This window comes from Sulfitobacter sp. AS92, from assembly GCF_038900015.1.
Lineage (GTDB): Bacteria > Pseudomonadota > Alphaproteobacteria > Rhodobacterales > Rhodobacteraceae > Sulfitobacter.
The window spans coordinates 85425-111008 of sequence record NZ_JBBMQL010000003.1 but is presented as its reverse complement, the minus strand read 5'-3'; the positions used below and the strand labels follow the sequence as shown (position 1 = coordinate 111008).

The window sequence follows — 25584 nt, the reverse complement described above, 5'->3', positions numbered from 1 at the left end:
CCCCTCCCCGGGTGGCGCTGCCTGGTCTAAAACCGGGGCTTACGTTTTTCCAAAAAGGCCGCGATCCCTTCGGCGGCCTCATCTCCGCCAGCAGCACGCGCCATAGCGTCGCGTTCGGCATCAAGCTGATCGGCCTCGTTGGCTTCATAGGCTTGCGCCACCAACTGCCGGATCACACCCTGCGCCTCACGCGGACCAGCGGCCAACGTATCGGCCAGCATCAGCGCTTCGTCCAAGGCTTTGCCATTGGCGCAAATGCGGTTCACCGCGCCCAGTTCAGCAAAGCGCATCGCCATGACGGGGCGGCCCAAAAGGCACATCTCCGCCGCCAGCGGGCGCGGCAAAAGTCGGGCGAGCGACGCGGTGAGACCGGCATCCGGCACTAAGCCAGCTTTGACATAGGCGGCGGTGAACTGCGCCTCTTCGCAGGCCACGATCATATCGCAAGCCAGCGCCAGCGACAGCCCCGCCCCGGCAGCGCCCCCTTCAATGGCCGCGATGATGGGCACCGGGCAGGCACGCATGGCGCGCACCAGATCATGTAGCCCGTCGACCCGCTCGCGGCGCACCTCTTCGGTCAGCTTGCGCCGCTCGATCAGCACGTTGAGGTCGCCCCCCGCGCAAAAAAACCGCCCCTCAGAAGTGAGGATCACCGCACGGATGCGCGGCTCCTCGGCTACGGTCATGGCTTCGGCAATCGCTTCATAAAGCTCGGGCGTCAGCGCCCCGCGTTTCTCGGCATTGCCGTTCCAGACGATCAGCCTGTCGCCCCGGTCTTCGATCCGCGCACTCATGTCTTGGCCCTTTTGAAAACGCCTGTGGCCCGCGACAGCAGCTTGCCTTCGGCGTCGTGCAACTGCGCCTCGGCATAGAGGATTTTATACCCTCCACCTGTCACGCGCCCTGTCGCGACAACCTGCCCCGCGCGCACTGCCAAGATGTAATCGGTGGTCAGCGACAGGGTCAGCATCGGCACGAAGGGCCCGCTCATGGCGCAGTGCCGCGCGCAGGCAAAGCCTGTGGCCACATCCAAGAGCAACGTATGCAGCCCTCCGTGCAGCACGCCCGAGACGTTCAGGTGCTGCGGGCCAAGGTCGAGTGTGACGCGGGTGCTGCCATCGGGGTTCGACAGATCGGGCTGAAACCCGATGAGCTGCTGAACCCCGCTGGTCGGTGCCTCATGCGGCGGATAGTGCAATGAACCGCTCCAGATGATGGTCAACGTCGCCGAAGCGGTGGTCCGCCATGGTGATGCGTTTGGCGATATGGGCCAGTTCATACTCCTGCGTCATGGCAATGCCGCCATGCATCTGGATCGTATCTTCGGCCACCAGACGGCCCACGCGGCCCATCAGGTTTTTGGCGGCTGAGACGTGACGCTCGCGGCTGGCGCGGTCGTCGGCCAGATGGCCTGCGGCGTTAATGACGGCAGAGCGGGCCTGTTCGAGGTCGATGAGTAGGTCCGACATGCGGTGCGCCAAGGCTTGGAAACTGCCGATAGGGCGGCCGAACTGCTTGCGCGTGCCAAGGTATTCGCGGGTCAGCGTGCAGGCGGTTTCCATCGCGCCCAGCGTCTCCGCGCAAAGCGCGGTGGTGGCCACGGCGGTGCGGGCCTCGATGGCGTCGAACGCCTTGCCTGCTGTACCCAGACGGGCGCTTTCGGGCAGGGTCACATCGTCCAGCGTCACTTCGGCGGCACGGCCCCCGGCCAGCAACGCGTAGCCTGTGATGGTGACGCCTTTGGTGTCGGCTGGGACAAGGAAAAGCGAGATGCCTGCCTCATCCCCGGCCTCCCCGCTTTCGCGGGCAGAGACGACGAGCATGTCGGCAGCCTCAGCATTCGCCACCACGGCCTTACGGCCATTCAGCACGATGTCGCCGCCATTCTGCGCGGCGGTGGTGGTGACGCGGTTGAGGTCATAGCGGCTGCCCGGCTCGCCATGCGCAAAAGCCAATTGCAACTTGCCACCGATCAGCGCCTCAATATGCTCTTGCTGCTTTTCATTGCCGAGGTCCGCGATCAGCCCCCCCGCCAGCACAGCGGAATCGAGCAGCGGCTCAACCACACCTGCGCGGCCCAGTTCTTCGAACACCGTGGTGATGTCGAAGCCCGCGCCGCCAAAGCCGCCCTGCTCTTCGGTGAAGAGCGCGCCGATCACGCCCAGTTCGGCCAAGCCGTTCCAGATGTCAGCAGAGAAGCCCGCTTCGCTTTCCAAGATGCCATTGCGCGTGGCGGTGTCATATTTGTCGCGCAGGAAACGGCGCAGGCTGTCTTGCAGCATCTGGCGTTCTTCGGTCAGGTCGAAGTTCATTTTGCACCTCCCAGCATGGTCTTGGCGATGATCTGTCGCTGGATCTCATTCGAGCCGCCAAAGATCGACAGTTTGCGGTTGTTGAAATACTGAGCGGCCACCGGGCCTGCTTCATTCGGGTCAGGCAGCGCGTCGTTGCTGCCCGCGACCGCTTCCGAGGCAAAGGGCATGGCATAGACGCCAGCCGCCCGGCGCGCGAGGTCATTGATCTCTTGCCGAATGATGGTGCCTTTAACCTTGAGCATGGAGCTTTCCACCCCCGGTGCCTGCCCTGCGGCGGCCTTGGAGATGATGCGCAGGTTCGTCGTCGCCATGGCCATCAGATCAATCTCTGCCTGTGCCACACGCGCGGCGAAATGCGGGTTTTCGATCAGCGGGCGGCCCCCGGCCATTTCGGATTTTGCGATGCGTTTGACTGCCGACAGACCGGCTTGGGAGAACCCAACACCCGCGATATTGGTGCGCTCATGGGTCAATAGGTACTTGGCGTAGGTCCAGCCCTTGTTCTCTTCGCCGACGAGGTTCTCGGCGGGCACTTTCACGTTATCAAAGAAGACCTCGTTCACCTCGGCGCCGCCATCCAGCAGGATGATCGGGCGCACGGTGATGCCCGGCGTGTCCATGTCGATCAGCAGGAAGGAGATGCCCTCTTGCTGTTTCACGTCCTTGTCGGTGCGCACGAGGCAGAAGATCATGTTGGCGTGCTGGCCAAGTGTGGTCCATGTCTTCTGGCCGTTGACGATGTAGTGGTCGCCGTCCTTCACCGCGGTGGTCTTGAGCGAGGCGAGGTCCGACCCGGCGCCCGGCTCGGAATAACCCTGACACCACCAGTCTTCGCCCGACAGAATCCGCGGCAGCCAGTAGTCCTGCTGCTCTTTCGAGCCGAACTTTTGCAGCACGGGGGCCAACATCGACAGGCCAAACGGCACGATGCGTGGGGCGTGGTGTGCGGCGGCCTCTTCCTCAAAGATATGGCGCTGCACGGCGTTCCACGCGGCCCCGCCAAATTCCTTGGGCCAGTTCGTTGCCAGCCAGCCTTGGTCGTTCAGGATCGCGTGCCAGCGCTCGTGGCCTTCCTTGCCCAGTTCTTCGCCGCGCTTGACCTTGTCGGCGAGGTCTTCGGGCAGTTTCTCGGCCAGAAATGCGCGCACGTCTTCGCGAAAGGCGCGTTCTTCGTCAGAATAGCTCAGGTCCATGTCGGCCCCCTTTTCAGTAGATTTCGAAGAGGCCAGCCGCCCCCATGCCGCCGCCGATGCACATCGTCACGACACCCAGCTTTGCGCCGCGGCGGTTGCCTTCGCGCAGGATGTGGCCCGTCATCCGCGCACCGGTCATGCCGAACGGGTGACCGATGGCGATGGAGCCGCCGTTGACGTTGCATTTGTCGGGGTCGATGCCCAGCTTGTCGCGGCAGTAGAGCGCTTGGCTGGCGAAAGCTTCGTTCAATTCCCACAGGTCGATGTCATCAACGGTCAAACCATGACACTCCAGCAAGCGCGGCACGGCAAAGACCGGGCCGATGCCCATCTCGTCGGGCTCGCAGCCTGCCACGGCGAAGCCCTTGAAAGCGCCCATGGCCTGCAGACCTTGCTGCTCGGCCTGCGTGCTATCCATCAAGACCAGTGCGGCGGCACCATCAGACAACTGGCTGGCGTTGCCTGCCGTGATGAATGCCCCCTCGCCGCGCACGGGTGTCAGGCCTGCAAGCCCTTCGAGCGTGGTGGTGGGGCGGTTGCATTCGTCGCGGTCCACGGTGACTTCGCGGGTGGAAATCTCTTTCGTTTCCTTGTCCTGCACGCCCATCGTGGTTTGCATCGGCGCAATCTCATCATCGAAGAGGCCCGCTTCCTGTGCTGCGGCAATCAACTGTTGGCTGCGCAGACCGTAGGCGTCCTGATCCTCGCGGGAGATGTTATAGCGCTTCGCCACGATGTCGGCGGTGTCGATCATCGCCATATAGACTTCGGGCTTATGCTCCATCAGCCAGGCTTCCTTGACCGATTTGGCGTCGGGTTGGACCATCGAAATGCTTTCCACCCCGCCCGCAACCATCGGGCCTGCGCCCTCTTGGCAGATGGCGTTGGCAGCCATGGCGACGGTTTGCAGGCCGGACGAACAGAAGCGGTTCACGGTCACGCCAGAAGCGGTGACCGGCAGGCCCGCGCGCAAGGCGATCTGCCGCGCGATGTTCGAGCCCGTAGCCCCCTCAGGGTAGCCACAACCGATCATCACATCTTCGATGGCCGACGGATCGACGCCGGAGCGTTTGACCGCTTCGGCGACGACATGGCCGCCCATGGTGGCACCGTGGGTCATGTTGAACGACCCGCGAAAGGATTTGGCCAGCCCGGTGCGGACGGCAGAGACGATGACAGCCTGTTTCATTTGGCAGCTTCCTTGTTCAGATCATCAAAAGTGCGGTTGGTCTTGACCAGATCGACCAGCAGAGGGGCCGGTTGCCAGAACCACGAGTCTTTCTCGGCAAAGCCTTCGATCGCGGCGAGGACATTGGGCAGACCTTGAATGTCGGCCCATTTCATCGGGCCGCCCCAGTAGCGCGGGAAGCCGTAGCCGAAGAGCAGGGTCATATCGATGTCGAGCGGGCGACGCGCGATGCCCTCGCCCAACACCTTGGCGGCTTCATTGACCATGGCGGACATGTAGCGGCGCACGATCTCGGCCTCGGTGAATTCACGCGGGGTGATGCCGCGCTCTTTCTGCTCTTCTTCGATCAGGCGAGTAATTTCCGGGTTCGGCGTGCCGCCGCGTTTGCCCTTTTCGTATATGTAGTAGCCTTGGCCGGTCTTCTGGCCGAAGTGGCCTTGTTCGCAAAGACGGTCGATATAGGTCGGCACCCGCTCTTCGGGGTGGCGCGTCGCGGCCTTGCGCTTGCGCGTGGCCCAGCCGATGTCGAGCCCGGCGAGGTCGGCCACGGCGAAGGGGCCCATGGCAAAGCCGAATTTTTCCAGCGCCGCGTCGATCTTGTAGGGACTGGCCCCATCCAGCACCATATGATCCGCCGCCGCCCGGTAGGTGGCGAGGATGCGGTTGCCGATGAAACCGTCGCAGACGCCCGCGCGGACACTGATCTTGCCGAGCGCCTTGCCGAGCGCGAAGCCAGTGGCGACGACCTCGGGCGCAGTTTTATCGGCCACCACGACTTCAAGCAGCTTCATCACATGCGCGGGCGAGAAGAAGTGCAGCCCGATTACATCGGCGGGGCGCGAGGTGCTGGCGGCGATTTCGTCGACGTCCAGATAGGAGGTGTTTGAAGCCAGCACGCAGCCCGGTTTGCAGACCGCGTCAAGCTTGCCGAAGACCTGCTTTTTGACGTCCATGTCCTCGAACACGGCTTCGACCACGAGATCGACGTCCGACAGGCTCGCGTAATCGGTGGAAACGGTCAACGCCTCACCAGTCAGCGTCTCGAACTTCGCTTGGTCGATCTTGCCGCGTTTCAGCGCGCCTTGAAGGTTGCCGGAGATACGGTCATGCGCGGCCTTGGCGGCTTCGTCCTTCATCTCGATCAGCACGACAGAAAAGCCCGACAGCAGCGCCGCCGTGGCGATGCCCGCGCCCATGGTGCCACCGCCGATGACACCAATGGCTTTCAACTCGCGCGGCTCGACACCTTTAAGTTCGGGCAGGTTGCTAACGGCACGCTCAGAGAAGAAGGCGTGGATCATGCCTTGGCGCTGGTCGGTGTTCATCAGTTCCGAGAAGATGCGGCGCTCAGCTTTCATGCCCTCTGCAAAGGGCTTCTCAACACCCGCCTGCACGGCGCGCACGGCCTCGGCGGGGGAAATCTGGCCGCGGCCCTTTTTCAGAGTTGCCTCATAGGCGGCATCCCAGTCGATGGGCGCAGGCGCGGGCATGTCGCAGATCGGGCGCCGCTCGGCACCGCTGTCGAGCAACTCGCGGACATAGGCGAGGCCCACTTCCTGCGGATCGCCCTCTTCCACACGGTCGACGATGCCCATCTCCAGCGCCTGCGGTGCTTTGATGTGGCGGCCTGTGGTGATCGCGTCGAGCGCGGGTTCGACACCGATCAGACGCGGCAAACGCTGGGTACCACCAGCGCCGGGGATCAGGCCGAGATGCACCTCAGGCAGGCCGACCCGGGCCGAAGGCTGGGCGATGCGGTAATGCGCCGACAGCGCGACTTCGAGACCGCCGCCGAGGCTGACGCCATGCATGGAGGCGACGACCAGCAGGGGCGAGGCCTCAATCCGGTTGCACAGGTCCGGCAGGAAAGGCTCCATCGGCGGCTTGCCGAATTCGGTGATGTCGGCCCCCGCGATAAAGGCGCGGCCTTCGCCCACGATCATCACGGCGCGCACGCCGTCTTCAGCCTCGGCGCGGTCCATACCCTCGGCCAGACCTTGGCGTACGGCCTGGCTCAGCGCGTTAACGGGCGGGTTTTCGATGCGCAGCACGACGATGTCGTCATGGCGAGAATAGGCAATCTTGTCAGTCATTTTGAGAACTCCTTGTTCTATCCGCGCCGGGACAGGGCCGGTGCCCGTCCGGTGCGTTGTTCGATGCCGCTGACCACGTCACGCAGCGCTGGCCCCACTTGTGACAGAATGCGGCTGTCGGGCAAGTCGGCGGGCAAAGCGCCGCAGGTAAAGGCCACAGGTTCGCCGAATTCCCCTGCGTAATAGGGCACGCTCACGGCATTAATGCTGCGGGCATAGCGGGTTTCGGGCGGGGCGAGGACAAAGCCCTGCGCCAGCAGTTGTTCATAGCCATCGCGGCGGAAATCGCGCAGCCGCTCATCAGGGTTAAGCGCGCCGAAACGGTCTTCGTCAAGGCTGGCCAGAGTGGCGAGGCCCGAGGAAGAGCCATAGACCGGGATGCGGTGCCCCGGCTCTAGCCAGATGGTCGAGGCGGTATGCGGCCGCCAAGTGCGCACCAACATCATCCGGTCGCCATCGCGCACGGCGATCAGTGCCAGCGTGCGGGTCTCGTCGGCCAATTGCTGCATCGCGTCCGAGGCCATATCGACAAAGCTCACCGCGACGGAGGCGACCGAGCCGAGCGCAATCGCCGCAGGCCCGAGCCGGAATTTGTCGTTGCGCCCGCCGTGGGCAAGATAGCCCAGTTCACACAGCGTATAGGTCAGCCGCGAAACGGTGGGTTTGGGCAACCCCGTCCGCTCGGCGATCTGGGCGTGCGACAGTCCGCTGTCACTGGCGCGAAAGGCCCGCAGAATCCCGAGGCCCCGCGCCAGTGTGTTGGCGAACTTGCGGTCGGTGACAGTATCTGACGCCGTCTGAATCATCGCGCGGCCATCGGGATCAAGAGCGAGATCATTGGGAAGGACATGATGAGGATCAGCACGATGAAATCGACGCTCAAGAACCGAGTGATGCCGGCGAAGATCTTATCAATCGGCGCCTCGCGGCCCACCACATTGGCGATGACGAAAACGTTGAGGCCAACAGGAGGTGTGATCAGCCCAATCTCCAGCAGTTTAATGACCACAACGCCGAACCAGATGAGGTTGAGATCATAGCTTTCCACCAGCGGGATCATCAGTGGCAGGGTCAGCACCATGATGCCAATGGGATCAAGGAACATGCCCAAAAGCAGGTAGATCAGCGCGATGCAGATCATCAGCACCACAAGCGACATCTGCGCATCGGACACGAAACCAACGATGGTGCCCGCCACGCCAGTCAGCGCAACAAAGGCCACGAAGATCTTAGCGGCGGCGGCGATGAGGAAGATCGCGGAAGTCTGTACGCAAGTCTCTTTGACCGCTTCCCACAGGCCCGACCAGTTGAGCTTGCCCTGCACGAAACCGATGAGCGTGGCCGAAACGACGCAGACGGCGGCGGCTTCGGTCGCGGTGAAGATACCGCCGTAGATACCGCCGATGATCAGCACGAAAAGCAGGATTGCGGGCCAGCTGTCGAGGGCCGCGCGCCAGCGTTCCGCCACACTATAGCGTTGGGCGGTCGAGGGCGCGATGGCCGGATCGCGCCAGACCCAGACGGCGATGACAAGGATGAATCCCGCCAGCGTCAGCAAGCCCGGCAGGATACCTGCAAGGAACAGCGACGAGATCGAAGTTTCGGTAAAAATACCGTAGATGATGAACAGCACCGACGGCGGGATCAGCGAGCCGAGCGTGCCGCCTGCGGCAACACTGGCGGTCGCCAAACGCGGGTCATAGCCCATGCGCAGCATCTCGGGTGTGCAGATTTTCCCCATCGTCGAGGCGCACGCGATGGACGAGCCGGTAATCGCCGAGAACCCGCCGCAGCCCATGACGCTCGCCATGGCAACGCCACCCGGCAGACGGGTCAGCCAGACCTTGGCCGCGTGGTAGATTTTCGTCGTGATATCAGCCCGATACGCGATATGTCCAAGCGCCACAAAAAGCGGGATCATCGACAGATCGTAAGAGTGAATAAGGTCGAAGGAGTTGGAGAACACCATCGAGGTGGTCGCCCGGATCGCACGTTCGGGCATGAAAGTCCCGGTGCGGAAGGCGAAGATAAAGAAGGTGGCGACTGTCGCAACGGCGGCCAGCGTAAAGGCGATTGGCACGCGCAGGGCGAGCAGGATCAGAACCGCGGCAAAGGCGATCATTCCGATGGTCGAGGCATCCATTACAGCACGTCCTTTTCGACCATCAGGTCAGCAGCATGTTGTTGTTCGTCCGAGACGACCCCACCCGAAAGGACAGTACGTCCGTCGCGCCACGTAAGCTCAGCAAGCCGCAGGAAAGTGGCGATCATCCCGACAAGGAACAGCAGCCGCCCGGGCCATTTCGGCAGGTTCAGGTCGCCGTAGAAAAAGCTCCCCTTCTCGACCACAGCAAAGAATTCGCGCCCGCCGGAATAGATCAGCGGGGCCAGCGCCAGCATCCCGATGGCAGAGCCTGCAACAATCAGCACCGAGCGGGCGCGGTCTGGAAACCGGTCCGTCACGAAGGCGACAGAAACATGCGCGCGTGCAGCGGTCGCAGCGGCGAGGGGCAGCAGGATGGCGGCGACCATGAGCTCGCGCACCATGGTCACACTATCGGGCACCTGACTGGCAAAGAGCGCGCGGGCGATCACGTTGGAGGTGATCAACACCCCCAAGGCGATCACCGCCAAAGCCCCCAGTCCCAACAGGATTTTTTCCAGATTTACCAACATTTGCTGCCCCTCCCCAAGTTAGCGATCAGTTGCTTTTAGCTTCCCAAGGGTAGCCGTTAGCATCGCGCGCTTCGGTATATTTGGTGATCAGACCCTTGTACTCTTCCAAGAGTTCTTCACCCGGCAGGCCAGTGGAGCTGGCGGTCTGCACCCATTCGTCGAGGAACTTTTTGCCCGCATCGACCAGTGTGGCCCGATCTTCTTCGGGCAGGGTGATAACCTCGACGCCCTGCTCTTTCATCGAAGCGATGGCCTTTTCGTTGGCTTCAGTTATCAGACGACCGAACTCATCCGCCATGTCTGAACCAACAGACGCCAGCGTTTCTTGCTGCTCGGATGTCAGGCTGTCGTGCATATCCTTGTTCATAAAGATGCCAAGGCCGCCGACCTGACCCCAATCAAGGATCGTGTAGCTGTCCATCACTTCAGCCTGCTTGAGCGCCGCGACGGCATAGCTGTAGCCCTGCGAGCAGTCGATCAGCCCGGTGTCGAGACCTTGGTAGGCATCATAGATCGACATGTTGACCATGTTCGCGCCCTGCTCACCGAAGACCTTGCCGTATGCGCCCACGCCGCGGACCTTCTTGCCCGAGATATCCGCCACAGATTTAATCGCGCCGCCCTTGCAGCCGATGTTAACCTGAGAGGTCGTCCAAGTGCCGATGTAGACGAGGTTCTTGTCGGCCAGATCGTCTTGGATTGCTTGGCTAGAGCGCATCAGCTCATCCGTGGCGCGCATGCCGACCCAAGCGTCGGGGTTGTTTACGGGCAGGTCAGCGATGCCGTAGCCCGCCATTTCCTGCGGGTAATAAACAGCGATGACCGAGCCTGTGTCAGCCACGCCATCGGCGATGGATTGCACGGCGGCGTTGGCTTTGAACAGCGCCCCACCCCATTGAATGTCGAATCGCATGTCACCGTCCGAGCGTTCGGCAACCTGATCGGCGAACCACTGCAAAGCGTCGGCGCGTGCGCCACGGTTTGGCCCGGCTTCACCGTGAATCAATACGGTTTCAGCGCTCAACGCGCCACCAGCCAGCGCCAGAGCTGCGGCGCAGCTCAGGTGTTTGAAAATTGTCATGTAGGCTCCTCCCAGAGACTTGTTTCGCAATGCGAACCATTGTTTCGCATTTGTCGCAAGTCACGCTAGTCTGCAGGTCCGAACCAATCAAGCAAAACTTCGTACATACTGAGCCATAAGCTATAGGCGTCTGAAAACGCTGTATGAAAAGATCAAGCAGGCGAAAACTGCGCCGCTTGCGCGGAACGCCGCAGCACGGCAGGCTGTCTATATGACCCAGGAAAGTGCCCCCTGCTTTGTCCATCTTATGGTGAACGGCCAACCTGTCGACCCGCAAACACGGCGCGACGTGGCCCGCTTTCGCCGTGCGGAACGTGCCCGATTGATGGCCGCGCGGCGGGCGCTGTCGACGATCGACCTGATCGCGCAGTCGGGACGGGTGGCGCAAACGTTAAGGCAGTTGATCGCAATCGCCCCGCCCCTGACCATCGCAGCCTATTGGCCAATCCGGGGGGAGTTGGACTTGCGCGGCTGGATGACAGAGATGCACAATCACGGTGCACAGATCGCGCTGCCGGTTGTGGAGGAAAAGAACGCGCCGGTCGCATTTCACCGCTGGACGCCAGCGGCTGAGATGACCCGTGGGGTGTGGAATATTCCGGTGCCCAAGATCGCTAGCCCAGTTGTTCCCGATGTGGTGATAGCGCCGCTCTTGGGCCTCGACGCCGCAGGCTACCGGCTTGGCAATGGCGGCGGGTATTATGATCGCACTCTTGCCGCCCTACCCCAAATGCCGCGCGTCATTGGGCTGGGCCACGACTTCTGCCGCATAGAGACAATCTTCCCCATGCCGTGGGACATACCTATGCAACAGTCCGCGCTTGGCGATGGCACTGTGATCGACCACGCCCGTTAAGGCGTGGCCGAGAGGGCTTAGCTGCCGTACCAGTCGCCGAATTTAACCTCGACATCGGTGCCGACGCGCTTGGCAAACTCTTCTGGATCCTGCGTGCCGCCATCTTTGCCCCGGAAGTGATAGGGGTAAACATAGGTCGGCTTGAACTCGGACACAGCAGAGGCCGCTGCGTTGGAATCCATAGTGAACGGCAAGTTCATGCAGACGAAGGCCAGCGAGATGTCGGTCAACCCGCGCATCTCTGGCGTGTCTTCGGTGTCGCCCGAGATATAAACGCGGAACCCGTCGAAGCCGAGGATATAACCGTTGTCGCGGCCCTCGGGATGGAAATTTTTGCGCTCTTCGGTGATGTTATAGGCCGGGATCGCGTTGATCGGCAGGCCGTTGAACTCAGTATTCTCACCATTGGCAACCTTGCTGGCCTTAGCAGCGAGCGCTTCGGGCAGCATGTCGAAAACGGCAGGGTTGGTGATGATCTGCACGTCATCCCCGGCCAGTGCGGCAAGCGTGTCGGCGTTGTAATGGTCGCCATGCTCATGGGTGATGAGGATCAGATCGGCAGCGGGGAAATCGCTGTATTGCGCGGGCTCGCCCACCGGATCGACATAGATCACACCTGCAGGTGTCTCCAGCACGATAGAGGCGTGATCGACGGGATGTACCGTGATCGGGCCGGCGTCTGTGTCGAATGTATCACCACTGTGCGCGGCGGCGCGGGCGGCGAAGGGCAGCAGCGTCACGATGCCAGCGGCGGCAGCGGAAGTTGCAAGGAAATGGCGGCGGGTGTGGGACATTTCAGGCTCCTGTTGGTTGCTGATACGGGACATAGCTGCCCCGACCTGCATTTCAACGCAGCGTTGATGATGCGGCAAGCTTATGCCGGGCGGAGATTGGGGAACCCACGCGGTTGTGCGGGTGGGGCGGCGGCGCGAGGGAGGGTTTGGCGGGGAACGCTCTATAATGCTCCCCCAACGGCACACGCGGCCCGCGGGTGTCGGCTTAGCGCTTTTTCACAAACTCGGTCAGGATCACGATGCGCTGGCCCTCGACACGGCCCTCAATATGGGCGGGGTTGTCGGCGACCAGCGAGATGCGGTGCACCGCCGTGCCACGCTTGGCGGTGAAGCCCGCGCCCTTTACGGTGAGATCCTTGATCAACACCACGGTATCGCCCGAGGCCAGCGGCACACCGTTGCTGTCGCGGTGGGCGGAGGGCTGGGGGATGTTCTCGGCCCATGCTCTCGTCTCGTCGTCGAGGTAGAGCTGCTCGGCAAGGTCGCGGGCCCAAGGCTCGGGGATCTTGGCGAGGGTGCGGGCGGCGAGGACCTGAATGGCGGGGTCTTCGGACCACATGGTCGAGGCCAAGGCGCGGAAGTGGGCCGGGTCTGGCGTGTCGCTGGCGGTCTGCTCGGCGCAGGTGGCGCAGATATCGGCTGTGGCGTCAGCGGGGCCGCCGGGGACCGGGGCTTGGGTGAGCGGGGCGCTGGCTGTGGCGCAGAGGGGGCATGTCATGGGGGTGAGGCATAGTCCGGCGCAGCCGGATTGAACAGTCCGGGGGACTGTTCAAAATGTCGAACGCAGAATTCGCGAGAATTGGGCCGGGGATGGATTGGGTGTGGTTGATTGGGACTGCCGCGCCCGAACCGAGGGGTGGGGAACAAGTTAAGCGCCCGCCCCGTGGGGGCGGTTCGAGCGCTGCCAAACCCTTGGGGTTTGGCATTCTGCGAAAAGAACTAAAGTTTTCCGTTCAGGTACGCCTCAACACTCTGGAAGCTAACACTTTTGACCCCAAGTTTCTGCTTTACACGATGTGCTTCGCCGTGAATCTTCGATAAAACGTTTTTGATTTTCTTTTCATCGCTTAGGTCAATAGACATCGACACCAAGGTACCTTCCAAAGAGCAGTCTACGTCGCGCACGGTTTTTCCCATCAGCAACAAGCCAGCACTGCCCGAGGCTAGAAAGAAATGACCCAATTCCCCGAAAAGCTGGTGAGCAAAAAAGAGCCCATACCCTGAGTTATCCCAGTCTGACTTTTGATGCGCCTTCTTTTTCTTATTTCTCCAAGCTTTTGAAGAAACGCCCGGCATCAATGAAAAATACAGAGCCTCGCGATCACTGCTAGGCTTAGTATGCTTACTAGTATTTAGAGAATTGCAGACCCCTACTCCCCTATCCGCTATGCATATCTCAACTTTATCTGGTTTAGCCCAATATTGAACGCAGAATACCGCTGTATTCACCTCACCGTGTTCAAATACATTTCGGAAAATCTCTCTGAAAGAATCCGCAAGCAGCTTTCTGAGTGCATCCGACCTATCCTGCGACACCACCCTAGCGAGGTTTTCGCACTTAACTTGAATTGCATCGCCTAGTTCAACCCAGTTTTCTGCAGCATAAGCTTCTAAACTATCACGTTGCATCACGCTTATAGGAATATATGTTCTGCCGCCAAATGCCCCCTGTGGATACGGCTTATCCTTGATGTTTAACGCTTCCGAAAAGCCGAGGTTATTAGCATATTTATGCTCTTTTAACCCTCTGTATAACACTCTTTCTTCAGGGTAGCGGCGCCTGCGCTCCCTGCACACTTTAGCAATGAATATGAGTGCTGTTGGGGTGAGAAACCGCTCTAACCCAGTATCTATTATTACTTTTTTGCATTCTGGAGCCTCAGATAACTCCATTGAGAACGCAGCAAGCGAATTGGGTCTACAGAATTTTGGAACCTTAAATATTCGCTGTTCACTCATTTTGCCAAACCGCCATTCCAATTTATCTCATGAAACGAGGCTAACCGGCTCAAACACTATTTGACAACACTCACTCGCACGGAATGTATCATGGGTATAGCAGCAGAACTGCTCGCCTGGAGGTCGCGGCACAACTGAAATGCTTTTCGGAGAATGGTGTTGCAACAGTCCCCAAACACAACCGAGCGGGAACGCGCATTGCTTCGCAAGACCCAGCCTCCCGCGCGCTCTAAAAATGGCCAGCTTTAGCTGTCCATTTTTAAAGCGGAAATAAACGCTTCCTGCGGGATATCCACCTTCCCAAACTGGCGCATCTTCTTCTTACCGGCCTTCTGCTTCTCCAGCAGCTTCTTCTTCCGCGTCGCGTCCCCACCATAACACTTCGCGGTCACGTCCTTGCGCATCGCGGACAGCGTCTCGCGGGCAATCACCTTGCCGCCGATGGCCGCTTGGATCGGGATCTTGAACATGTGGCGGGGGATCAGGTCTTTGAGTTTCTCGACCATCGCACGGCCCCGCGTCTCGGCGCGGTCGCGGTGGACCATGGTCGACAGCGCGTCGACAGGCTCGTCATTCACGAGGATCGACATTTTCACTAGCGCGTCGGTGCGGTAGCCGATCATCGCGTAGTCAAAGCTGGCGTAGCCCTTGGTGACCGATTTCAGGCGGTCGTAGAAGTCGAACACCACTTCGTTGAGCGGCAGATCGTAAACCACCATCGCGCGGGAGCCGGCGTAGGTGAGGTCGAGCTGCATACCGCGGCGGTCTTGGCAGAGTTTCAGCACATCGCCCAGGTATTCGTCGGGCACAAGGATCGTCGCCTTGATGCGCGGCTCTTCGATGTGGTCGACATAGGTGAGGTCGGGCATGTCGGCAGGGTTGTGCAGCTGCTCGACGGTGCCGTCTTTCATGTGGATGTCATAGATGACGCTCGGAGCGGTGGTGATGAGGTCGATGTCATATTCGCGCTCGATCCGGTCGCGGATCACTTCGAGGTGCAGCAGGCCCAGAAAACCGCAGCGGAAGCCGAAGCCGAGGGCGGCGGAGGTTTCCATCTCGAAGGAGAAGCTGGCGTCGTTGAGGGCGAGTTTTTCGATGCTGTCGCGCAGGTCTTCGAACTCGGCCGCGTCGACGGGGAAGAGGCCACAGAAGACCACGGGTTGCGCGGGTTTGAAGCCCGGCAGCGCTTTGTCGGTGCCTTTTTTCTCATGCGTGATGGTGTCACCCACGCGGGTGTCGCGGACCTGTTTGATTGAGGCGGTCAGGAAGCCGATCTCGCCGGGGCCGAGCACGTCGATCTCTGTCATCGCGGGGCGGAAGACGCCGATGCGGTCGACATGGTGGACGGAGCCGTTTTGCATCATGCGGACGCGGTCGCCCTTTTTAAGCTGGCCGTCCATGATGCGGACGAGGACGATGACACCGAGGTAGCTGTCGTACCACGAATCCACCAGCATGGCCTTGAGCGGCGCGTCGAGCGTGCCTTTGGGAGCGGGCAAACGGGTGACGATGGCTTCGAGTGTTTCCTTGATGCCGATGCCGGTTTTGGCCGACACGCGGATTGCCTCAGACGCGTCGATGCCGATGACATCTTCGATCTGCTCGGCCACGCGGTCGCAGTCGGCGGCAGGCAGGTCGATCTTGTTGAGGACGGGGACGATCTCGTGGTCCGCGTCGATGGCGTGGTAGACATTGGCCAGAGTCTGGGCCTCGACCCCTTGGGTGCTGTCGACCACCAGAAGCGAGCCTTCGACCGCACGCATGGAGCGGGAGACTTCATAGGCGAAATCGACGTGGCCGGGGGTGTCGATCAGGTTGAGGACATAGTCCTGCCCGTCGTCAGCGGTATAGTTAATCCGGACGGTCTGGGCCTTGATCGTGATGCCCCGCTCGCGCTCGATATCCATGCTATCGAGCATCTGTTCCTTCATATCCCGGTCGGCCACCGTTTTGGTGGATTGGATCAGCCGATCGGCGAGCGTGGATTTCCCGTGGTCGATATGCGCGACGATGGAGAAATTGCGGATGTTTTCAAGCGGTGTCATGCAGGGGGATATGGCGCAGAGCCGCGCCTGCGTCAATTGGCCTTGAGCGTGTCAGAGGCCCCTACCCGCCCCACATGGCGCTTTATCGCAACGTCCTGCGCGTTCGACCCCAAAGGAGAATTGCGCGACGCCCCCTTTTGCGGCATAAAGGAAGGCAGAGCAGACCGGGCCGACAAGGGGAAAACCCCGTGGTCCAAAACAATAGGGCAAATCAATGCGGACAGTTGTAAGTTTGATGGCGCTCGTCGTGTTGGCGGGCTGTGGCGGGTCGCGGTATTCCAGCGATGCGGCCGTGGGGCGTTTTTCGCCCCCTCCGGTGCTTTTCGCGACCGGACCAATCCAAAAGGCATGTTTGGCCGATGGGCGGCGGGAATCGAGCCACACGCGCTGTGGCTGCGTGCAGGCTGTGGCGGATCAGACCTTGTCCCGCTCAGATCAGCGGCAGGGGGCCAAAATCTTCCGCGATCCGCATCAATTGCAGGAAATGCGCCAATCCGACAACAAAAGCCACAACGCCTTCTGGAGCACATGGAAAGCCTTCGGCCAGAGCGCTGCGGCGGCCTGCTCCAACACCTAATCGCTTAGTTTTCGTCTAATGGCGCGCCGAACCGGTCAATCAACCGTCCGACGATCTGATCGCGGGCGGCGCGGAACTGCGTGAGCTTGGCCTCCCGCCCCTCGCCCAGCCCTGTGGGATCTAGGATCGGCCAATATTCCACGTCGAGATGATAAAACCGCGTCAGGTCCAGCGCCCGGCGTTGGCTGGCGGGGCTCAGCGCGATCACCAGATCGAATGACCCCAGATCGTCGCCCCATTCCTCCATCTCGTCAAAGCTGCGGCTGCGGTGGCGCGCCAATTCCACGTCTAATTCGGCGCAGACAGCGATGGAAAAGCCGTCAATCTCCATGTCGTTCTTGACGCCCACGGACTGCACATAGGTGCCGGTGCCGTAGAATTTCTTCATCAACCCCTCGGCCATGGGCGAGCGGACGGCGTTATGGTCGCAGCAAAAGAGAACGGATTGAGGCAGCTGCTGCGTCATTTAACCGCCGAAATGCAAAACGCAGATCAGGGTAAAAAGCCGCCGCGCGGTGTCGGTGTCGATCTCGGCTTTGCCGGAGAGGCGCTCTTGCAACACGCGGGAGCCTTCGTTGTGGATGCCCCGCCGGGCCATGTCGATCGTCTCGATCTGGCTGGGGGGCAGTTTCTTGACCGCCTCAAAATAGCTTTCGCAGATCTGGAAGTAATCTTTCACCACCTGCCGAAATGGGCCAAGCGACAGGTGAAATTCCGCTGCTTTTTCAGCCGCTTCGGTTTCAACGTCAAACACCAGCCGCTTGTCGCGGATCGACAGGGACAGGTGATACGGGCCCGATGGCACCGGGCCTTTTTCGCGCTCCGGCAGGACAAAGCTGTTCTCTTCCAGCAGGTCGAACATCGCCACCTTACGCTCTTGATCGATCTCGGGCGTGGGGGGCGGCATGTTCGCGTCATCAAGCGCGATATGGGTGATGCGGGTCATCGACGCATCCTTTTTGCTGGCGATACGTCGTCTTGGATAGCGCAGCCCCGAGGGCGGGGCAATGCGAGATGGGAAAGGCAGTACATATGCACGCCCACGACCCTAGTCGTTCAGCTTGCGCAGGCGCGCGGTCACCGACAACCCATGCGCCTCAAGGCTCTCCGATTGGGCCAGCCGCTCTGCCGCGGGGCCGATGGCCCTGAGCGCCGCAGGGGTCATCTGCGCCAGCGTAGTCCGCTTCATGAAATCAAGCACCGACAGGCCCGATGAGAATCTCGCCGAGCGCGCCGTGGGCAGCACGTGGTTCGGCCCACCGACGTAGTCGCCAATCGCCTCAGGTGTCCACTGGCCAAGGAAAATCGCCCCCGCATGGGTGATCTTTTCAGACAGCGCTTTTGGGTCGGCCACGCAAAGCTCAAGGTGTTCCGGCGCGATGCGGTTGCTGAGCGCGGCAGCGACATCCAGATCGGCCACGGTGATGATCGCCCCATTGTCGCGCCAGCTGGCGCCCGCAATCGCACGGCGTTCAAGGGTCAGCAGGCGCTTCTCCACCGCTTCCTCCACTGCGCGGGCGAAGGCGGGATCGGTGGTGATCAGAATGCTCTGTGCGCTTTCGTCGTGTTCGGCTTGGCTTAGCAAATCAAGTGCAATGAAATCCGGGTCGTTGTCGCCATCCGCAATCACAAGGATCTCCGACGGACCCGCGATCATGTCGATGCCCACTTTGCCAAACACACGCCGTTTGGCGGCGGCGACGAAGGCGTTGCCCGGCCCGGTAATCTTGTCCACCGGGGGGATCGTATCGGTGCCATAGGCCAATGCGGCCACAGCCTGCGCGCCACCAATGCGGTAAATCTCATCCACCCCAGCAATGCGGGCGGCCAGCAGCACCAGCGGGTTCAATACACCGTCGGGGGCTGGCACCACCATGGCGAGGCGCTCAACACCCGCGACCTTGGCCGGGACCGCATTCATCAAGACCGACGAAGGGTAGCTCGCCAGCCCGCCCGGCACATAAAGCCCCGCCGCCGAGACGGGCGTCCAGCGCCAGCCCAGCGTGGCGCCGTCAGGATCGGTCCATTCCGCATCTTCGGGCAATTGCCGGACGTGGTAGGCGCGAATGCGGTCGGCGGCGAGTTCTAGGGCTTTGCGATCTTCCGGGGAAACTTCGGCGACGGCTGCGTCGACCTCTGCCGCGCTGATGCGTAACGTGTCTGGCGTCAGGGTCACGCGATCGAACTTTTCGGTCAGGGCGATAACGGCAGTATCGCCCCGCGCACGCACGTCGGCGATGATATCGGCCACCACGGCGTCGACATCGGGGCTGTCTTCGCGTTTGGCGTTCAGAAGTTTATCGAACGCAGCTTCAAAATCGGCAGCGGAGGCATCGAGCGTGACAGGCATGGGTTTAGGCTTTCGAATGGGGGGCTACCGCAACGGGCTGGCCCAAAGGTATCAAGGCGCGGATGGTCGGCGCAGGCTGGGCTCAGCACGCAGGCCTGAGGTTTTGACGGCGGCACTGGGGGCGAACCGCTGCGCGAGGCGCATGGCGCGGGTGTCTTGAGCGTTTTCGAAAACGGCCCGCGCAACATGGGCCGCAAGAATGGCAAAGAGCCCGCCTGCAATCGCTGCCGCAGGCGCCAACAAGCCCGGCAATGTGACGGTGCCCAAAAGGTGCCGCACCGCCAATGCCAACCCAAGCACCAAAAGCGCCCAGCCGGTCGCTTCGGTCATCAGGGCCGCCACGCGACCACGGGTAAATCTATTCTGTTTGAGTTCAGGCATCTCGCGATCCTTGGCACCGTGACGCGATGTCACTCAGGGTGAACGGGCCGTTTCTTGGACGGGGCGACATAGGGGCGCGTAACGTCCTTGAGGGTCACTTCTAGCGCTTCGACCTCCAGCCGGATCGCGCCGTCGCCCGCAAGGGTAAGCGTGACTTGGCCCGAGGGTGCATCGCTTTCCTCGAAGGTAATGTCGAGCAGCGACAGGATCGTGTCGGCGTCACCTTTGGGCACGCCTTGGCTGGCCACACGCTGCACATTGTTGAACATCAGTATCGATTGCACACGTTCGGGCGCGTGCCGTGCAGCGCCCGTATCCTCATGCCGCAACCGGTTCAGCAGCAGTGCAAAACGCGCGCCGGTGCGGTGCCAGCGCATTTCCGAGGCCGGAAAGACCGCATCTTGGGTCAGCGACGCGATCACCGTCAGATCCTCGGCGTCGAATGCGCCAAGGTTTAACGGCGCTTCGCGGCCATCTTCGAAACGTGCATCTTCGGTCATTTGCTGCTGATCCTTTCGATATCGGCCCCGACACCGCGCAGCTTGGCCACGACGTGTTCATAGCCGCGATCAAGGTGGTAGACGCGGCTTACCGTGGTCTCTCCGCTGGCGGCCAGCCCAGCAAGAATGAGCGAGATCGAAGCCCGCAGATCGGTCGCCATCACCGGCGCACCTTTGAGTTTCTCGACGCCGTTGACTGTGGCCGTGCCGCCATGCACGTCAATCCGTGCGCCCATGCGGATCAGCTCTGGCGCGTGCATAAAGCGGTTCTCAAAGATTTTCTCTTCCAGCACCGATGTGCCTTCCGCCGTGCAAAGCAGCGCCATCATCTGCGCCTGAAGGTCGGTCGGGAAGCCGGGGAAAGGTTCGGTGGTCACGTCGACCGCCGAGATGCGCCCATTGCGGCGCGCCACCTTGAGGCCCGCTTCGGTCTCGGTCACTTCAATGCCCGCCGCGTCGAGCTTTTCGCAGAACGCCTGCAACAGGTCGATCCGTCCGCCCAGCAGTTCGACTTCGCCGCCGCAGAAGGCGGGCGCCAGCATATAGGTGCCAAGCTCGATTCGGTCGGTGACGACCTTGTGGGTCGCGCCATGCAGGCTGTCGACGCCCTGAATTGTGATGCTCGGCGTGCCATCGCCTTCGATTTGCGCCCCCATAGCGCGCAGGCAGTCCGCCAGATCGACGATCTCGGGCTCGCGTGCGGCATTGTTGATGACGGTCGTGCCCTTGGCCAGCGTCGCGGCCATCAGGATGTTCTCGGTCGCACCAACCGAGGCGAAGGGGAAGTCGATCACCGCGCCCTTCAGCTTGCCGCCGTCGGCTTTGGCGTAAAGATACCCGTCCCGCAGATCAATCTCGGCGCCCATTTTGGCCAGACCGTCAGTGTGAATATCCATCGGTCGCGCGCCAATAGCACAGCCACCGGGCAGCGAAACTTCGGCATGGCCTTCGCGCGCCAGCAGCGGCCCAAGCACAAGGTTCGACGCGCGCATCTTGCGCACAATGTCATATTCCGCACGGGTGTTGATCGGCCCATGGCTGGCCATCGTAATGACTTTGCCGTCTTGCATAGACGCCACTTCGGCACCCAGAGAGCGCAGCAGTTCGGTCATGGTGCGAATGTCACTTAGGCGCGGCGCATTGGTCAGCGTCAGCGGCTCTTCGCTCAGCAATGTCGCAGGCATCAGCGCCAGACAGGCGTTCTTGGCCCCCGCAATGGGAATTTGCCCGTTCAGCTCGCCGCCGCCTCTGACCAGAATCGAATCCATCGTTCAGTTGTCCTTTTCCGACCCTTCGGGGTCATTGCCTGTATCCTGCGCCACATCCTCGGCCCGCGCACGCGCCTGAGCCTTGCGCCGGCCCATATTGGCCTTCAGCGCAGCCTTCAACCGCGCCTCACGAGCGCTCGGCGTTTTTGCGGTCTTTTCTGGGGCGTTTTGCTTTGCCATGCCGCCTATCTAGCGCAGGGTGCACGAAGCGTCCAGATCAGGGGTTGCGCCCCTTTTCGATTGCGGCTAATCACCCGCCCACGGCGCTGCTGTAGCTCAGAGGTAGAGCACTCCCTTGGTAAGGGAGAGGTCGAGAGTTCAATTCTCTCCAGCAGCACCATGAACCCCTTACATCGCTTGATACTTCGCGCCTAGCACCGCTGATGGTCTCTCGACTACGCCCGCCGCTGCGCGTCAGTCTGAGTGCGAGAGGTCAATTCTCTCCAGCAGCACCATGAACCCTCCCCTTCGTCGGATACGCAGCCCCTAGCACCGCTGATGGTCTCTCGACTTACGCCCGCCGCTGCGCGCCAGTCTGAGTGCAAGAGGTCAATTCTCTCCAGCAGTTCCATGTACCTCTTATGTAACCAGATACGCTGCGTCACGCACGGGCCGTGGACGCATGCGCCGTAGCGCGGAGCCTACGAAAGTTTCATGCAGCGAGCGTGGGGAGCGGCACGTCACATAACCTAGCAAAGGGACGTGCGGTGGGTCCATAAGCGGTTTCAGCTGGATCACCCTGCCCTGCCGATTCCGCGTTGGCCAAAGCGGGCATCATGCGGTCGAACGTAGCCCGCGCTTCGGGCGACAGCATCCGCAATGCGGTGCGACCGGGGTAGAAGCTCTCGCTCGGGATGCCTTCGGCAAAGATGATCTCATGCTGGGCAAAGAACAGATGCACATAAGTGACCTCACGCTTGCCGTGGGCGATGCGCACGCCGGGCATATCGCGAGCGAGATGGATTGCGCGCACGAGGTGGTCACTCCCAATCATCATTCCATGCTGGCGCGACACAAACATCGCGCGGTGGTTGCCTAGGGCACCCTTGGAAATCCGGATCGGGCGCAACTCTTCGTTGGCGGTGAGTTCGGCATCGTTGACATGACGTTGACCGATCCACAAAAGCGGCTGCGGCCCGTGGTCCAAGGTCTCAATCAGATCGCCGGGTTTGAGCGTCTCGATCGCCACTGGACCTTGAGGGGTCAGCACCTCGGTCCCTGCGGCGAAACAGACAATCCCGGTGTTGTCATAGGTATAGCTGTCTGGCGTGGCATTCTTCACCGTGAGAGAGCTCTGCTCCAACCGCGCGTTGTCGGTGTAATCGACAGCGTTGCCCTCATCGTCGTGGGTGTTGGACTGGTTCAGTATACCGTCGTCGGCTTGGTCGGCGCGCAGCTCATCGAGGCTGTCGTAATAGTCCCCCAGACCCAGAACATCGTTGTTGCTGGGATCACCATCGCCGGTGCGTCCGGTATTTCCGAAACCAAAATCGCTGACAGTGTCATGGCCCTCGCTGACGCGGAAAAGGTCATTGCCGTCCCCGCCGATCAGTTGATCGTTGCCCGCGCCACCATCCAACGTGTCATTTCCGGCCCCGCCTACTAGGGTGTCGTGGCCACCGCCCGCACCCCCGCTATCGCCCGAAAGGTAATCGTTGCCGTAGCCCCCATCGACATAATCATTTCCCTCGCCGCCACTGATGTGATCCGAGCCTGCGTCGCCAAAGAGCTTGTCGTTGCCAGCGCCGCCTGAGATCACGTCCTCTCCGGCGCCGCCATGAAGGATGTCGTCCCCCGCGCCGCCCTCTAGAGAATCGTCGCCCGCGTCACCGTAGATCAGGTCATTGCCCGTCCCGCCGTCAATCGTATCCGCGCCGTCACCGCCATAAAGCGTGTCGCCGTTTGCACCGCCTTGCAGCGTGTCATCACCCGCGCCGCCGTAGATCAGGTCCGCCCCGTCGCCGCCGCTGATGCTGTCATGGCCTTCCTCACCATCAAGCCGGTCATTCCCGGCCCCGCCGTCAATCGTATCATCCCCGATGCCACCATAGATCGTGTCGTTCCCCTCACCGCCCGCAAGCTGGTCGTGGCCACCCTCACCAAGAATATAGTCATCACCGGAGCCGCCAAGCACAGTATCGTCCCCGTCGCCGGCGCTGACCCCCATGTCCCCGCTGTTGGCAGAACCGTCAACTCGGTCAGATTGCCCGGACAGATAGAAGGCTTCGATGTCGGTGAAGGTGATTTGATCGTGGCCCGCGCTTGCGGTGCCTTGCTCGAACCCAGTGAAGGTGACTTCGACGCTTTGGCTGTGGCCGCGAAAATCGATGTAATCGTGGTCGCCATCACCACTGCCGCCATCGACTGTATCGTTGCCAAAACCGTCACTGGCCACGAAACTGTCCATGCCTGTGCCGCCATGGAGCGTGTCACTGCCTGCACCCATATAGAAGATATCATCGCCCGCACCGCCCTCAGCGTAGTCGTTGCCCGCGCCGTCCCAAAGGTGGTCGTGGCCGCTGCCGCCCTCGAGGACATCGTCACCCGCGCCGCCGTTGAGCACGTCGTTGCATGCGCCGCCTTCAAGCGTGTCTGCCCCATCGCCCCCGACCAAGGTGTCACTGCCCGCGCCCCCTTCGAGTGAGTCGTCACCTGCCCCACCTCGAATGTAATCACGGCCCTCCTCGCCATAGACGGTATCATTGCCCGAGCCCGCATCAATCTTGTCTGCACCGTCGCCACCATAGACCACGTCGTCATTGCCTTTAGTACCGCCACCGCGCCCGTCATCGATGCTGTCGCCATCGGCGTCGGTGTAGTGCGCATCCATGCTGTCATCGCCAGAGGTGCCATCAACAACACCGGGCCGCGTGTCGGTTTCGGCATAGCGAACCGAAGAGCTTTCCCCATCGGCGCTGTCCATCGCGTCGCCGTTGCGAGAGGATGTGGCTGAAAAGCTTTCGCCAGCCTTGGGTTGCTCCTTAGCCGGGTAGACAAAGCCTACATTCTGCCCATCAATGCGCAGGACGTAGACTTCTGTACCGGATGCATCAATCAGAGAGAATTCATTCTCAAGAACCGCCCCGGCGGGATAGGTAACCCCATTGATCGTTACCGGCTGTGCGAGGGTCTGTGCGCCGCCCTCTTCGACATAGCCGTCTTCGAAATGGCTGTCATCGTCGTTGATGACGATATTTGTGCCGTCACCGCCTTTAAATTTAAAATCTTGGTTCAGCCAGCTGGGCTTTGACGCATCATAGTACCGCGCCGCGCTGTCATTGGCCTGCACATCGCCGGTCAGATTGGCTTCTGACAAATCCGATGGGGTCTTAAACATAGACCAATCATAGACGGTAAACTGATAACCCACTGCGCGCGTCCCATAGATGCCGAGGCCTTAAGACCTTCGTTTTCGTAGGAGCCCGATGTCGCCTGGAAATATGGCGAAGATGAGACATAAATTAGGAGGGCTTGAGCAGCGTTGCAAATATGTAACCGCAAAACACCCCCGCCCGGTTCAACGGACAGGGGTGCTGAATTTCATTTCGTAGGTTGTGTTAGGACGCCTCAAACACACCGCAGGCAATGCGCGAACCGGCATCACCAGCGGGTTGTGACGTGTAATCGTCTGCACCGTCGTGGATGACAAAGGCAGCACCGTCATCGTCTTTGATCATGCCATCGATATCGAGCAGATCAAGGAACACTTCGGCCTGAAGCACACCGTCGTCACCGACAACCATGTTGGGCATGTCACCCGGATGCGGCCCGCCTTCGACAAGCACACCATGTTGATGGTCGCCCGCGATATGACCACCAGCCGAGGTGAAATCCTCTGCAGAGCAGTCGCCGGTTTCATGGAGGTGCACGCCATGCGTCCCTGTTGGCACACCTGTCACATCAATCTTGACCAGCGTCCGGCCTGAGGCCGTCGTGTTCAACGTAACGCTCCCAGTGATATCGTCAGATTTGCCAGCCACCTGAGCGGTCGCCGCCGTTTGCATGTGGCCTTCGGCCTGCGCCGCTACGGCGCCAGTTGTGACCAAGGCGGCCCCGAGTAGGATATTGCGCAGATACATGGCTTTCCTCCGTTGGGTTCTATGTCAGATGAAACCACAACCCCTCCGGGCCACGTCGGGTTCCTCTTGATGCGACCCAAAGCTTGGCCCTATAAGCGGCCGAGTGCTCCCTTAGCTCAGCTGGATAGAGCAGCCGACTTCTAATCGGCAGGTCGAGGGTTCGAATCCTTCAGGGAGCGCCATTTTCGCAAGGCCGAACAACGGGCCATCAGCAGAATTTGCGAGGCC

The 25584-nt window shown here is 61.0% G+C and carries 25 protein-coding genes and 2 tRNA genes; 4 read left to right on the top strand and 23 right to left on the bottom strand.

The window, feature by feature from the left end:
* Positions 1–26: 26 nt before the first annotated feature.
* Genes WNY61_RS06690 through WNY61_RS06645 form a run of 10 tightly spaced genes read right to left on the bottom strand, consistent with a single transcriptional unit; the run spans position 27 to position 10547 of the window.
* Positions 27–794: an enoyl-CoA hydratase family protein gene (locus WNY61_RS06690; protein ID WP_342850692.1), complete on the bottom strand. Its 768-nt coding sequence runs from the start codon at positions 792–794 to the stop codon at positions 27–29.
* Entirely contained in the window at positions 791–1198 is a 408-nt protein-coding gene (locus tag WNY61_RS06685; RefSeq protein WP_342850691.1) for a PaaI family thioesterase, read from the bottom strand. Before WNY61_RS06685 ends, WNY61_RS06690 begins: the two co-directional genes overlap by 4 nt.
* Positions 1179–2312 carry an acyl-CoA dehydrogenase gene (locus WNY61_RS06680; protein WP_342850690.1) on the bottom strand — a complete coding sequence of 378 codons (1134 nt, stop codon included), beginning with the start codon at positions 2310–2312 and terminating at the stop codon, positions 1179–1181. Before WNY61_RS06680 ends, WNY61_RS06685 begins: the two co-directional genes overlap by 20 nt.
* The gene (locus WNY61_RS06675; protein ID WP_342850689.1) at positions 2309–3508 is read right to left on the bottom strand and encodes an acyl-CoA dehydrogenase family protein; all 1200 of its coding nucleotides are present in this window, start codon (positions 3506–3508) and stop codon (positions 2309–2311) included. Before WNY61_RS06675 ends, WNY61_RS06680 begins: the two co-directional genes overlap by 4 nt.
* Positions 3509–3521: 13 nt before the next feature.
* The gene (locus WNY61_RS06670) at positions 3522–4697 is read right to left on the bottom strand and encodes an acetyl-CoA C-acyltransferase (protein WP_342850688.1); all 1176 of its coding nucleotides are present in this window, start codon (positions 4695–4697) and stop codon (positions 3522–3524) included.
* The gene (locus tag WNY61_RS06665) at positions 4694–6790 is read right to left on the bottom strand and encodes a 3-hydroxyacyl-CoA dehydrogenase NAD-binding domain-containing protein (protein WP_342850687.1); all 2097 of its coding nucleotides are present in this window, start codon (positions 6788–6790) and stop codon (positions 4694–4696) included. The genes WNY61_RS06670 and WNY61_RS06665 overlap by 4 nt, the downstream gene beginning before the upstream one ends.
* 17 nt (positions 6791–6807) lie before the next feature.
* Positions 6808–7596, bottom strand: coding sequence for a helix-turn-helix domain-containing protein (locus tag WNY61_RS06660; RefSeq protein WP_342850686.1), 789 nt, complete (start codon positions 7594–7596; stop codon positions 6808–6810).
* A complete protein-coding gene (locus WNY61_RS06655) occupies positions 7593–8933 on the bottom strand; it encodes a TRAP transporter large permease (protein WP_342850685.1) in 1341 nt (446 codons plus the stop codon). The genes WNY61_RS06660 and WNY61_RS06655 overlap by 4 nt, the downstream gene beginning before the upstream one ends.
* A complete protein-coding gene (locus WNY61_RS06650) occupies positions 8933–9466 on the bottom strand; it encodes a TRAP transporter small permease subunit (RefSeq protein ID WP_007117719.1) in 534 nt (177 codons plus the stop codon). The genes WNY61_RS06655 and WNY61_RS06650 overlap by 1 nt, the downstream gene beginning before the upstream one ends.
* Positions 9467–9491: 25 nt before the next feature.
* Positions 9492–10547, bottom strand: coding sequence for a C4-dicarboxylate TRAP transporter substrate-binding protein (locus tag WNY61_RS06645; protein ID WP_342850683.1), 1056 nt, complete (start codon positions 10545–10547; stop codon positions 9492–9494).
* 211 nt (positions 10548–10758) lie between these two features.
* Here WNY61_RS06645 and WNY61_RS06640 point away from each other — a divergent pair, with 211 nt between their 5' ends.
* Positions 10759–11403: a 5-formyltetrahydrofolate cyclo-ligase gene (locus WNY61_RS06640; protein WP_342850682.1), complete on the top strand. Its 645-nt coding sequence runs from the start codon at positions 10759–10761 to the stop codon at positions 11401–11403.
* 17 nt (positions 11404–11420) lie between these two features.
* Here the strand turns inward: WNY61_RS06640 and WNY61_RS06635 are convergent, their stop codons facing one another.
* The 4 genes from WNY61_RS06635 to lepA form a co-directional block, all read right to left on the bottom strand.
* A complete protein-coding gene (locus tag WNY61_RS06635; RefSeq protein WP_342850681.1) occupies positions 11421–12197 on the bottom strand; it encodes an MBL fold metallo-hydrolase in 777 nt (258 codons plus the stop codon).
* A 205-nt stretch (positions 12198–12402) separates the two neighbouring features.
* Positions 12403–12915, bottom strand: a complete 513-nt coding sequence (locus WNY61_RS06630; RefSeq protein WP_342850680.1) for an alkylphosphonate utilization protein — start codon at positions 12913–12915, stop codon at positions 12403–12405.
* Positions 12916–13136: 221 nt separating this feature from the next.
* Positions 13137–14156 carry a hypothetical protein gene (locus tag WNY61_RS06625; RefSeq protein ID WP_342850679.1) on the bottom strand — a complete coding sequence of 340 codons (1020 nt, stop codon included), beginning with the start codon at positions 14154–14156 and terminating at the stop codon, positions 13137–13139.
* Between the two features lie 245 nt (positions 14157–14401).
* A complete protein-coding gene (gene lepA, locus WNY61_RS06620) occupies positions 14402–16201 on the bottom strand; it encodes a translation elongation factor 4 (protein ID WP_342850678.1) in 1800 nt (599 codons plus the stop codon).
* 214 nt (positions 16202–16415) lie between these two features.
* On the opposite strand from lepA, the gene WNY61_RS06615 reads away from it, so the two are divergent.
* Positions 16416–16778, top strand: a complete 363-nt coding sequence (locus tag WNY61_RS06615) for a hypothetical protein (RefSeq protein WP_342850677.1) — start codon at positions 16416–16418, stop codon at positions 16776–16778.
* Positions 16779–16782: 4 nt separating this feature from the next.
* Here the strand turns inward: WNY61_RS06615 and WNY61_RS06610 are convergent, their stop codons facing one another.
* The 7 genes from WNY61_RS06610 to WNY61_RS06580 all read right to left on the bottom strand — a co-directional run bounded on the left by WNY61_RS06610 (position 16783) and on the right by WNY61_RS06580 (position 21457).
* Positions 16783–17244 carry a low molecular weight phosphatase family protein gene (locus tag WNY61_RS06610; RefSeq protein ID WP_342850676.1) on the bottom strand — a complete coding sequence of 154 codons (462 nt, stop codon included), beginning with the start codon at positions 17242–17244 and terminating at the stop codon, positions 16783–16785.
* Positions 17245–17748, bottom strand: coding sequence for a UPF0262 family protein (locus WNY61_RS06605; RefSeq protein WP_279625044.1), 504 nt, complete (start codon positions 17746–17748; stop codon positions 17245–17247).
* Positions 17749–17826: 78 nt separating this feature from the next.
* Positions 17827–19128: a histidinol dehydrogenase gene (gene hisD, locus WNY61_RS06600; RefSeq protein ID WP_342850675.1), complete on the bottom strand. Its 1302-nt coding sequence runs from the start codon at positions 19126–19128 to the stop codon at positions 17827–17829.
* Between the two features lie 51 nt (positions 19129–19179).
* Complete coding sequence (locus tag WNY61_RS06595) at positions 19180–19509, bottom strand: hypothetical protein (RefSeq protein WP_342850674.1); 330 nt, start codon at positions 19507–19509, stop codon at positions 19180–19182.
* Between the two features lie 29 nt (positions 19510–19538).
* A complete protein-coding gene (locus WNY61_RS06590) occupies positions 19539–20009 on the bottom strand; it encodes a DUF2948 family protein (RefSeq protein ID WP_342850673.1) in 471 nt (156 codons plus the stop codon).
* Positions 20006–21277 carry a UDP-N-acetylglucosamine 1-carboxyvinyltransferase gene (gene murA, locus WNY61_RS06585; RefSeq protein ID WP_342850672.1) on the bottom strand — a complete coding sequence of 424 codons (1272 nt, stop codon included), beginning with the start codon at positions 21275–21277 and terminating at the stop codon, positions 20006–20008. Before murA ends, WNY61_RS06590 begins: the two co-directional genes overlap by 4 nt.
* Before the next feature lie 3 nt (positions 21278–21280).
* On the bottom strand, positions 21281–21457 hold the full coding sequence (locus WNY61_RS06580) for a hypothetical protein (protein WP_342850671.1): 177 nt from the start codon (positions 21455–21457) through the stop codon (positions 21281–21283).
* A gap of 85 nt (positions 21458–21542) precedes the next feature.
* Between WNY61_RS06580 and WNY61_RS06575 the strand changes: the two genes are divergently transcribed.
* A tRNA-Thr gene (locus WNY61_RS06575) sits at positions 21543–21617 on the top strand.
* Positions 21618–21929: 312 nt separating this feature from the next.
* On the opposite strand, the gene WNY61_RS06570 is transcribed toward WNY61_RS06575, so the two are convergent.
* Together WNY61_RS06570 and WNY61_RS06565 are read right to left on the bottom strand one after the other, a co-directional pair.
* Complete coding sequence (locus WNY61_RS06570; protein ID WP_342850670.1) at positions 21930–24614, bottom strand: Hint domain-containing protein; 2685 nt, start codon at positions 24612–24614, stop codon at positions 21930–21932.
* A gap of 220 nt (positions 24615–24834) precedes the next feature.
* Positions 24835–25356, bottom strand: coding sequence for a superoxide dismutase family protein (locus WNY61_RS06565; protein ID WP_342850669.1), 522 nt, complete (start codon positions 25354–25356; stop codon positions 24835–24837).
* A gap of 105 nt (positions 25357–25461) precedes the next feature.
* On the opposite strand from WNY61_RS06565, the gene WNY61_RS06560 reads away from it, so the two are divergent.
* Positions 25462–25538, top strand: a tRNA-Arg gene (locus tag WNY61_RS06560).
* Positions 25539–25584 lie beyond the last annotated feature (46 nt).

What these genes read in the sequence shown, in the direction of transcription:
- WNY61_RS06615 (WP_342850677.1), top strand. Translation starts at nt 16,416, where the DNA reads ATGCGGACAGTTGTAAGTTTGATGGCGCTCGTCGTGTTGGCGGGCTGT.
- WNY61_RS06625 (WP_342850679.1), bottom strand. Translation starts at nt 14,156, where the DNA reads ATGAGTGAACAGCGAATATTTAAGGTTCCAAAATTCTGTAGACCCAAT.
- WNY61_RS06610 (WP_342850676.1), bottom strand. Translation starts at nt 17,244, where the DNA reads ATGACGCAGCAGCTGCCTCAATCCGTTCTCTTTTGCTGCGACCATAAC.
- WNY61_RS06640 (WP_342850682.1), top strand. Translation starts at nt 10,759, where the DNA reads ATGACCCAGGAAAGTGCCCCCTGCTTTGTCCATCTTATGGTGAACGGC.
- WNY61_RS06590 (WP_342850673.1), bottom strand. Translation starts at nt 20,009, where the DNA reads ATGACCGAAGATGCACGTTTCGAAGATGGCCGCGAAGCGCCGTTAAAC.
- WNY61_RS06570 (WP_342850670.1), bottom strand. Translation starts at nt 24,614, where the DNA reads ATGTTTAAGACCCCATCGGATTTGTCAGAAGCCAATCTGACCGGCGAT.
- WNY61_RS06565 (WP_342850669.1), bottom strand. Translation starts at nt 25,356, where the DNA reads ATGTATCTGCGCAATATCCTACTCGGGGCCGCCTTGGTCACAACTGGC.
- WNY61_RS06650 (WP_007117719.1), bottom strand. Translation starts at nt 9,466, where the DNA reads ATGTTGGTAAATCTGGAAAAAATCCTGTTGGGACTGGGGGCTTTGGCG.
- WNY61_RS06680 (WP_342850690.1), bottom strand. Translation starts at nt 2,312, where the DNA reads ATGAACTTCGACCTGACCGAAGAACGCCAGATGCTGCAAGACAGCCTG.
- WNY61_RS06630 (WP_342850680.1), bottom strand. Translation starts at nt 12,915, where the DNA reads ATGACATGCCCCCTCTGCGCCACAGCCAGCGCCCCGCTCACCCAAGCC.
- WNY61_RS06645 (WP_342850683.1), bottom strand. Translation starts at nt 10,547, where the DNA reads ATGACAATTTTCAAACACCTGAGCTGCGCCGCAGCTCTGGCGCTGGCT.
- murA (WP_342850672.1), bottom strand. Translation starts at nt 21,277, where the DNA reads ATGGATTCGATTCTGGTCAGAGGCGGCGGCGAGCTGAACGGGCAAATT.
- WNY61_RS06595 (WP_342850674.1), bottom strand. Translation starts at nt 19,509, where the DNA reads ATGCCTGAACTCAAACAGAATAGATTTACCCGTGGTCGCGTGGCGGCC.
- WNY61_RS06690 (WP_342850692.1), bottom strand. Translation starts at nt 794, where the DNA reads ATGAGTGCGCGGATCGAAGACCGGGGCGACAGGCTGATCGTCTGGAAC.
- lepA (WP_342850678.1), bottom strand. Translation starts at nt 16,201, where the DNA reads ATGACACCGCTTGAAAACATCCGCAATTTCTCCATCGTCGCGCATATC.
- hisD (WP_342850675.1), bottom strand. Translation starts at nt 19,128, where the DNA reads ATGCCTGTCACGCTCGATGCCTCCGCTGCCGATTTTGAAGCTGCGTTC.
- WNY61_RS06665 (WP_342850687.1), bottom strand. Translation starts at nt 6,790, where the DNA reads ATGACTGACAAGATTGCCTATTCTCGCCATGACGACATCGTCGTGCTG.
- WNY61_RS06675 (WP_342850689.1), bottom strand. Translation starts at nt 3,508, where the DNA reads ATGGACCTGAGCTATTCTGACGAAGAACGCGCCTTTCGCGAAGACGTG.
- WNY61_RS06580 (WP_342850671.1), bottom strand. Translation starts at nt 21,457, where the DNA reads ATGGCAAAGCAAAACGCCCCAGAAAAGACCGCAAAAACGCCGAGCGCT.
- WNY61_RS06655 (WP_342850685.1), bottom strand. Translation starts at nt 8,933, where the DNA reads ATGGATGCCTCGACCATCGGAATGATCGCCTTTGCCGCGGTTCTGATC.
- WNY61_RS06670 (WP_342850688.1), bottom strand. Translation starts at nt 4,697, where the DNA reads ATGAAACAGGCTGTCATCGTCTCTGCCGTCCGCACCGGGCTGGCCAAA.
- WNY61_RS06635 (WP_342850681.1), bottom strand. Translation starts at nt 12,197, where the DNA reads ATGTCCCACACCCGCCGCCATTTCCTTGCAACTTCCGCTGCCGCCGCT.
- WNY61_RS06660 (WP_342850686.1), bottom strand. Translation starts at nt 7,596, where the DNA reads ATGATTCAGACGGCGTCAGATACTGTCACCGACCGCAAGTTCGCCAAC.